Genomic DNA, 8650 nt, shown 5'->3' with positions numbered 1-8650 from the left:
CAACAAGCTCAGCTTAAAGCATCACTTGCTGTTAATAGCGAATTAATTCAACTTTACTGGGATATTGGCAAATCAATTGTCGAGAAGCAGGAACAAGAAGGTTGGAAAGCGCAGATAATAGAAAACTGTGTAAGGATTTGCAAAATTCTTTTCCTGGCATATGGGGTTTTTCACGGGCAAACGTTTTTAGATTGCAAATTTAATAAATGAAATCAAATATTCGAAGTTTCTTGCATTTCTTTTCTTACCACAATTCAACTATAATCAATGCATGCTTTAAACGATTCTATCAACATTTTTAAGAGCTAGAAATTTTATATGTTATCCCTCATGATGAAGTTTTTAAAAAAAATATGGCTTATATCATTTATTATACCATCGGCAAATGCACAATTTTCTGCACAAAAAATAGCCCCAATTCATGAACACATCAGCAACCTTGCTGCACAGAATGAGTTCTCAGGAATTGTTCTTATTACCGATGAAGAAGGCCGTGTAATCTTTAATCAAGGCTATGGCTACGCAGACCATCTGAACAAACTACCTCATACAGACCAAACAAAATATGCACTCTGCTCTGTTTCTAAGCAATTTACTGCAATGATCATTCTTATACTTGATCAAGAGGGTAAGCTTTCAGTGCATGACCCGATTCAAAAATATCTTCCTGAGTTTATGCACACTCAAGTAACAATTTACCAGCTCTTAACACATACATCAGGTTTACCTCGTGACTTCTATGATCCAAAAATTTATGTTCCTGATGCAATCACAAATGCTCCTTATCTGTTAGATTGGAGTAAGCAACTTGGGTGGAAAATACTTGATGATGTCATGCCTCTTCATTATGCTCTGCAGCTTGAAAGTACTCCTGGTGAAAAATTTTGTTATAGCAATGCAGGCTATAATCTTCTTTCAAAGATCATTGAAGTTGTAGATAATCAATCGTACTCAGAGTCACTGCAAAGAAGAATTTTCAATTCTCTTGAAATGACCAATTCTCGCGGAACCACTATTCATGAAGAGCTTGCTCAAGAACAGCATGGTAGTGGTGTGCTATCTTTTCGATTTGCAGATATTTTAGGAGAAAGCCTTGGTCTTGGAGATGGCACAATTGTTTCCACAGCCCAAGATCTCCTCAAGTGGCACCTGGCCCTCACCAAGAGTTTGTTGCTCGATAAGGAACATTATGAACTTATGTGGAAACCAAATCTTGAAAACTATGCATGTGGTTGGGAAATTAGCAAAGTATGCATGGGTGATAGGGAGGAAAAAACTATTGGTCACAATGGCGCATGGAACTACTTTAGTACAAATATAATACGATTTGCAGATTCTAAAGCTTGCATTATCGCACTTGCTACAAGCGGTCCATGGTCCACTGATTTCGTAACTAAAATTATTGCAACACAGATGATAGGAAATGGAGATGAGGTTTATCCTTATCGTATAAAACCTATGAACGTACCTTTTGAAGATATGAAACAATTCGAAGGTACCTATGAAAACATCGTTGAGGGTGAAAAAAAATGTTGGGAAATAGTAGCATCTGAACAAGGATCTCTATTGGTATATCCCAAAGGAGAAGGTCTTTGTATTCAAATCCTTCCAAGCTCACCGTATGAATGGTTTTCAAATGTAACTGACCTGGTATGTATCTTTGAACGAAACGAAGATGAGAAAGTCCATCAAATTCAAGTAAAGTCAACTGATGATACATTTATACTCTTGAAGCAAAATATCTCTTAGGGGTTCTTATGTTCTCATATATAAAAAAGTCATTGATACTTGCTTTTTTATTCTTAAGTTTTCAGTTGCATGCAAAGACAATATATGAAATCTCTGAAAATATTCGTCATACAGTTAATCGTGATGATGCATCTAAAATCGTTTATTATTTTATTCCCCACATCAACACAAATAAAAAACATCCCATTGTCATCATCTGCGAAGGATCATCTCTAAAAGGAGATCTAGAGAGCGTTATGCGTATTCACACTGCCTGGGGCTTGCATCAATCACTTAATCAAATGGGGCTAAGTGTGGTCACCATAGAAAAAAGAGGGATTGATGGCAACACTATTGATGAAGAAGAATTCTTTGAACATTATACGCGCACAAATCGCTTTAACGATCATTGCAATGTTATTGAAGCATTGAAAAGCAATCCTCCTGTTGGTTGGGATGGCTCACTCATTTTTATTGGTGGCTCCGAAGGCGGCCCATTAGCTCTTTCATTAACATTAAAATACCCCAATGAAACCTTAGCTACAGTAAATTGGGCAGGAGCTACTGATAACGCATGGCCCGAGCAAATTTGGAATTTTTTTCACGCTGATTCATGGTTGATGTGGTTAATTGGACTTTATGAGCTCCCTTGGTCAAAAGAAAAATTTTATAAAAAATTTGAAGAAATTAAACGCAATCCATCTTCTAAAAAATGGTTCGCTGGTCTAACATATCGTTACCATGCTGATGTTTTTGAAGAAAAAAAACGTAATACAGCCTACGCAACAATAAGAACTCCTTTGCTTGTTGTAACAGGAACTGAAGATACAATCATCGATACAAGTGACGTATTTGTAGATCAAGCACAAAGATCCGGTGTTTCGGTAACGTACTATCGTGTTGAAAATATGGGACATGGGGTTATTGACCCAAAATTTGGCATGATTGAAAAAACACTACAATGGATTTATTCTGTCTTAAAATCTCAAAAATATTAAAATGTTTAATTACTATTCACACCAATGAAAAGTAAGTCATTTATGGTGGATACGGTATAAAAAACAATATGAAAAAAGCATTAAAAAACTCTATGCCTCTTTTGCAGGGACCATTGCTCGATAAAGCAAAAATAGTTTTACAGACATCAACTGATGTCAACCAGTACCCTTTTTCTCTCAACATTATTAAGAACCTCAAAGAAATTGTTTTTCCAACACAAGTCACCTTTTTTGTTGGCGAAAATGGCACGGGAAAATCAACGATCCTTGAAGCTATTGCAAATAAAGCAGGATTTGGTTCTGAGGGTGGCAGCAAAAATATCAATTTCAAAACATCTGAAGAAAAAACATATGCAGGCGTACAAGGCCTTGCAGAAAATATAACACTTTCGTGGAGATACAAACCGAAATATGGATATTTTTTTAGAGCAGAAAGCTTTTTTAATGTTGCTAATCATATCGATTATTTAGCACGAATAGATCACAAAGCTTACGCTCCCTATGGAGGAAAATCACTCCATGAACAATCGCATGGTGAAAGCTTTTTATCTTTTTTTAAAAACAGCCTATCTGACAATTCATTTTTTATATTGGACGAACCTGAGGCTGCACTATCACCACAGCGACAATTATCGTTGATGGTCATTATCAACGAATTGTGCAAAAACAGTCATGCGCAATTTATTATCGCAACTCATTCGCCGATATTATTAGCCTATCCAAATGCAACGATTTATTCATGCGATTCAGAAATTTTGAAATCTATTTCATACTTTGATACTGAACACTATCAGATTACCAAACGTTTTTTAGACAACCCTGGGCACTATATGCACCATTTGTTTAACTCAGAATAAAACCTTGGGCTGTATGAAAAAAGAAAGATCAGATATAAAATTAAGCTTCATACACCTAGTTTTATGGAGTAATTACACTAAATATTGACTATTTTCGCATAGCGAACCATGCTGATTTAGTCGTAAAGTGTATAGCGGGCTATATAAAAATAACCTGAAAGTGTGTGATATGTTCAAAAGAATGTTAAATTTACCCCTTGAACACCAATCAAGTCTCTTTCTTTTTGGACCACGCGGGACCGGTAAAACATCCTGGATTAAGGCGAATATGCCTAATGCACTCTATATTGATCTTTTGCAGTTTCAGACATATGAAGAGCTTGCAACCAATCCTGGTCGCCTTGAAAATATTATTGCTCAAGCAACTACAGCAGACTGGATTGTTATTGATGAGGTACAACGATGTCCAGAACTTCTTAATGAAGTTCATCGACTTATTGAACTTAAAAAATACCGCTTCCTTCTTACTGGTTCAAGCGCAAGAAGCTTGCGTAGACAGGGAGTAAACCTTCTTGCAGGGCGAGCACTACGTTATAACATGCACCCATTAATCTATCAAGAGCTTGGTGATGCATTCAACCTTGAACATGCTCTTAAGTTTGGGCTCCTTCCTATGACTTTTGAGCATCAAAGCCCTGCTCAATACCTTGAAAACTATGTTCAAACATATCTACGAGAGGAAGTTGCAGCAGAGGGATTAACACGAAATTTGATAACATTTACTCGCTTCTTGGAAGCAGCAAGTTTTTCTCAAGGTGGATTACTCAACGTTACTGAAGTAGCACGAGATGTGGGAATTAATCGACTGACAGTTGCTAACTATTTTAGTATTTTGGAAGATCTACTCATAGCAATCCAAGTTCCTGTTTTTACAAAACGAGCTAAGAGAAAAGTTGTTGCCCATGCAAAATTTTATTTTTTCGATACTGGTGTTTATCGAATCATTCGCCCTCGTCGTCCTCTTGATATAACCGAAGAAATCGATGGAGCTGCACTTGAAACACTTTTTCTGCAGTCATTACGAGCAGTAAGTGATTATAACAATTTAGGTTATGAAATATACTTCTGGCGAACGCAAGCTGGAAGTGAAGTAGATTTTATTACTTACGGAAACAATGGCTTTCAGGCATTTGAAATCAAACGATCTACTAAAATTAACAATAAAGATCTCAAGGCTCTTAAAAGTTTTGGCGAGGACTATCCAGAGGCAAAACTTTATTTTTTATACTGCGGCAATCTTAAGCTTCAAATTGATAATATTACTTGCTTGCCCTTTGAAATGGCACTTAAAGAGCTTCCGCAAATTTTGGCCTCATAACCGTTGATTTTTACAGAATAATACGCTTGCGAAAATTTTCACGAATATAAAACGAATATAAAAACTATGAATAAACCAACAGCACGTGTAGGAATTGGCGTTTTTGTTTTCAAAGAGGGTCAATTTCTGATGGGAGTCAGAAAGAATACCCATGGATCAGATCACTGGAGCATTCCAGGAGGACATCTGGAATTTGGAGAGACATTTGAACAAACAGCACAGCGCGAGGTCTTTGAAGAAACCGGCCTTATGATTAAGAATATTCGCTTTGGTGCAGTCACTAATGATTTTTTCGTAGAACAAAGCAAACACTATGTTTCTGTTTGGCTCTTGAGCGATTGGATGAGTGGTTCTCCGGAAGTACGCGAACCGGATAAATACACAAACTTTATCTGGTGTAATTTTGAAAATTTGCCTTCGCCACTTTTTTACCCATGGAAGCAACTCAAAGAGTCTCCGTTCATCAAGACAATCAAAAAAGAGCTTAATAAAAATAGGATCTCATCGACTCCCATAATGCTAAAATCTATGGATAAGAAACAAGTAAATAAGCAGGTTTGAAACAAATAATATCGAACAAGAGGATCTACTCTATGAAATATAACGCCCCAAGAAAAACTCCCTACATTGTAACAGAGCGTTGCATCCTCCGCTTTCCAAGGCCAAAAGAGTACCCCGACATTTGCGACTTTGTTATCAAAAATAAAGCTCATTTTGCTCCATGGGAGCCACTTCAAAGCGAAGAGTATTATACAATTAATTATTGGAAAAATAAGAGCGCTCAATCTCATAATGACTTTATCAACGACAAATCATGCTTTCTCAATATTTACCTCAAAGAAAATGAACTTGAACGGCTTATTGGGATGATCAATTATTCCAATTTTGTACGAGGCGCGCTTCAGTCTTGTTCTCTTGGTTTTAAAATAGCTCAATCGATGCAAGGGAAAGGCTTGATGACCGAATGCGTGCAAGCAGCAAATGCTTATATTTTTGAAACACTCAACCTGCACCGTATTGCAGCAAGTTATATGCCTCATAATAGTGCCAGTGCGCGCGTGCTTGAAAAATGCAACTTCCACCAAGAAGGGATTGCTCCTGATTATTTGCACATCAATGGCAAATGGGAAACGCATGTACGCACAAGCCTGATTAACCATAACTGGAAAAGTTTATAAGCATGATAAAAGTTGTTATCATTCACGGAAATGGTGGTTGTACGAGCCAATCACACTGGACACCCTGGCTTAAAGCTGAACTTGAAAAGAAGAGTATTACTGTTTTAGCTCCAACCATGCCAGATAATGTTGATTATTATGAATTTACCGATCAGGGACATTTTATGAATAAAAAAATCCCTGATCTAGTTTCAATAATTCTCAAGAAACTTTCTTAATACGAGGCAACTTTGTTGAGCCTGATGCTTTGATTTTTTTATAAGATACGCCGGTATCCCAGCTACTAAAAGAAAACCATCGTTTCTTTTTGGCTTTAAGCATAGATGTATCTTCATACCTCATAAGCCTTGTCCATTTCTTATGACGACCAAGTTTATGATGTTTTTTATGATGCTTGCGACAATAGACCGAAATAATATTTTTATTATTCTTCTTTCTGCGATGAAAAATAATTTTATATTTAACGAGTGAATTTACAGCTTGGCCAGTGTGTGGGTTTGTAGGAATACCTTTTGCTACAGTTTTAACGGGATCAGCTTGGCTCCCTTTTCGTATTGCTGATTGTCCATTCCCCCATCCGCCAATAACAAACTCATAAAGATGATCACTATTGGTCATTTTTGAATAAAAGTTACCTGTACTTTTTACTTTCCATGGATTAACGGTCGAAACTCCAACGTGAATATCATTTGTTGCGAGTGCAGAAAAAGAGATGGTGCCGTAGTTACCAGCAATTGACCACTTTTTACTCCATGGAAGATAAATTCCATAAAATCCACTTGGCAAAGCACATTGGTTTAATTTTTTTTTGCGCCATGAACAATCACTAACATTTCCACCGTCCAAAGAAAACAACATAATGTCATGTTTATTTCGAGGCTTATTAACATGTAAACCTCCACCATTAGCTTGCAATAATGATGTCCAGACCAGAAACGTAAACGTTAAAGCATGTAATATTTTTTTACTCATATTTTTTATTATCATAATACGATCAAACTTTTAAAATTTTGTTAAATATTTATTTTTAATATAAGAATGCTTTACTCCTCACCGCCGTCTTCATCATTATCTTGACCTTCATCACCCTTACTTTCTTCAACATCATCCGATCTTTTTTCAATTTCAAGATCTCGAAATTTGTAGGTCGATTTTCCTATCGCTACATTAAGTTTTTCTTGTAATTGAGATCGTGAGAGCTTATTACCCTTCTTAAGAGTGAGCTCAACGGTCCCCGTCTTTAAATCAATTTTCTTAACTTTTTTCAACTCAGAAAGTTTATCCAAAAGAGCTCGTTTAATCGTTGAAATACATGCAGTACAAACCATCCCATCAATCCCTACTTTTACCTCAAGAATCTCCGAAGAAAGAGAGGTAAAAAATAAAGCAAATAAAATTAAAGCTTTATAGAATTTCATAAAAATCTTTTCCTTTTTAAAATTGAAGAAATAAACCAAGCATACATCTAAAGTCGCTCTTTTCTTGAAATCCATTGAGATGCTGCGCAACTGGCACCTGTATTGCAGCCTTAATCATCGCATTCCCTTTTGATCTAAAACAAGATGGCCCAACAAAAATTATATTACTTCCAGAGTTGATTAGTTTAGAACCATTAACCTTGGCTCGTTGAGTCCAGATGCCATCAAAATCAATAAGAAAAACCCAATCAACTTTATCAACATCAGGCATCTCCGGTCTAAATCCAAAGGCATATGAATAAAATAATTGATCGCCTTCTTTGATGTGTCGTACCGATGTATTGATTTGATAGACCAATGATGCAAAATGATAAAATTTTATCGTTTCGAAAGCTGCTGCCGTACCAAGAACAAAATCAAGTGAAGAGTTATCAATAATTGGTTTTTTCTCAATTCCGGTAAGATTCCGACGTGCCGTAGGAAATAGAACGCCACCAACTAAAATAATCTGATTACGTTTTTGAAATCCATAATCATAAAAAACACGTAATTTAGAAATGAATTCAATTTTTCCAGCTCCCGCAGTTTTAAACGAACTGAGCAAACCTCCTACTGGTGCAGCTTCAGAAACCTTTTTTTCTAAAAAAATTGGCACACGCAACTCAAGTGTAAGATATTCAGTCACTCCATACATAAGTCGATTCATATATTCAAGTTCACGTTGACTACCTGCCTTAGTGTATTTGAGCAAGGTATCAACATTGATGCCACCCTGACGAACAGTATCAGCACGCAAACTAAAAATTTCGTGCGATAATAGCGGGATTTGCTGACATAAAAATGATATACATAAAAATAAACTTAATTTTTTCATGAAAGCCCTTTCTATTGCTTTAAAGTACAGGAATCAAAATTTCCAAAGCAATACTTATAAAAAAAATTGTGGAATAAACAACAATTTAAATAGTGAAAAAATCTGAGAAAGCTGTACCGTAATTATTAAAATAAAAACTATTTTTTATTAACTCAACGCGAACTCGATAATTTGAAAAACAAAAAAAATATGCTTCCCTAGAGGATAATCACAACCTCAAACAAGAAAGGGAAGCGTAATGATGTTAACAAAAATTTTTTGTGAAGTTTATGATTTTTT

Annotated in this window: 10 protein-coding genes and 1 pseudogene; 8 read left to right on the top strand and 3 right to left on the bottom strand. The window is 36.0% G+C overall.

Going from position 1 to position 8650, the window contains the following annotated elements:
• The 8 genes and pseudogenes from JST56_02055 to JST56_02020 all read left to right on the top strand — a co-directional run bounded on the left by JST56_02055 (position 1) and on the right by JST56_02020 (position 6297).
• A pseudogene (locus JST56_02055) lies at positions 1–203 on the top strand (DUF1016 domain-containing protein).
• Positions 204–330: 127 nt separating this feature from the next.
• The gene (locus JST56_02050) at positions 331–1749 is read left to right on the top strand and encodes a beta-lactamase family protein (protein MBS1987753.1); all 1419 of its coding nucleotides are present in this window, start codon (positions 331–333) and stop codon (positions 1747–1749) included.
• Between the two features lie 8 nt (positions 1750–1757).
• Entirely contained in the window at positions 1758–2726 is a 969-nt protein-coding gene (locus tag JST56_02045; protein ID MBS1987752.1) for a prolyl oligopeptidase family serine peptidase, read from the top strand.
• Positions 2727–2818: 92 nt separating this feature from the next.
• On the top strand, positions 2819–3583 hold the full coding sequence (locus JST56_02040) for an AAA family ATPase (GenBank protein ID MBS1987751.1): 765 nt from the start codon (positions 2819–2821) through the stop codon (positions 3581–3583).
• A gap of 169 nt (positions 3584–3752) precedes the next feature.
• Positions 3753–4901 (top strand): ATP-binding protein, encoded by a 1149-nt coding sequence (locus JST56_02035; GenBank protein ID MBS1987750.1) that lies wholly within the window; start codon positions 3753–3755, stop codon positions 4899–4901.
• Positions 4902–4967: 66 nt separating this feature from the next.
• Positions 4968–5462, top strand: a complete 495-nt coding sequence (locus tag JST56_02030) for an NUDIX domain-containing protein (protein MBS1987749.1) — start codon at positions 4968–4970, stop codon at positions 5460–5462.
• A 32-nt stretch (positions 5463–5494) separates the two neighbouring features.
• The gene (locus JST56_02025; protein ID MBS1987748.1) at positions 5495–6079 is read left to right on the top strand and encodes a GNAT family N-acetyltransferase; all 585 of its coding nucleotides are present in this window, start codon (positions 5495–5497) and stop codon (positions 6077–6079) included.
• A 2-nt stretch (positions 6080–6081) separates the two neighbouring features.
• Positions 6082–6297 carry a hypothetical protein gene (locus tag JST56_02020; GenBank protein MBS1987747.1) on the top strand — a complete coding sequence of 72 codons (216 nt, stop codon included), beginning with the start codon at positions 6082–6084 and terminating at the stop codon, positions 6295–6297.
• Here the strand turns inward: JST56_02020 and JST56_02015 are convergent.
• The 3 genes from JST56_02015 to JST56_02005 all read right to left on the bottom strand — a co-directional run bounded on the left by JST56_02015 (position 6281) and on the right by JST56_02005 (position 8371).
• Positions 6281–7051, bottom strand: coding sequence for a hypothetical protein (locus tag JST56_02015; GenBank protein ID MBS1987746.1), 771 nt, complete (start codon positions 7049–7051; stop codon positions 6281–6283). The two genes, JST56_02020 and JST56_02015, sit on opposite strands and share 17 nt — an antisense overlap.
• Before the next feature lie 71 nt (positions 7052–7122).
• A complete protein-coding gene (locus JST56_02010) occupies positions 7123–7497 on the bottom strand; it encodes a heavy-metal-associated domain-containing protein (GenBank protein ID MBS1987745.1) in 375 nt (124 codons plus the stop codon).
• A 16-nt stretch (positions 7498–7513) separates the two neighbouring features.
• A complete protein-coding gene (locus tag JST56_02005) occupies positions 7514–8371 on the bottom strand; it encodes a hypothetical protein (GenBank protein MBS1987744.1) in 858 nt (285 codons plus the stop codon).
• Positions 8372–8650 lie beyond the last annotated feature (279 nt).

The organism is Candidatus Dependentiae bacterium (genome assembly GCA_018266175.1).
Classification (GTDB): Bacteria; Babelota; Babeliae; order Babelales; family RVW-14; genus JAFEAY01.
This window is presented reverse-complemented; position numbering and strand designations above follow the sequence as displayed.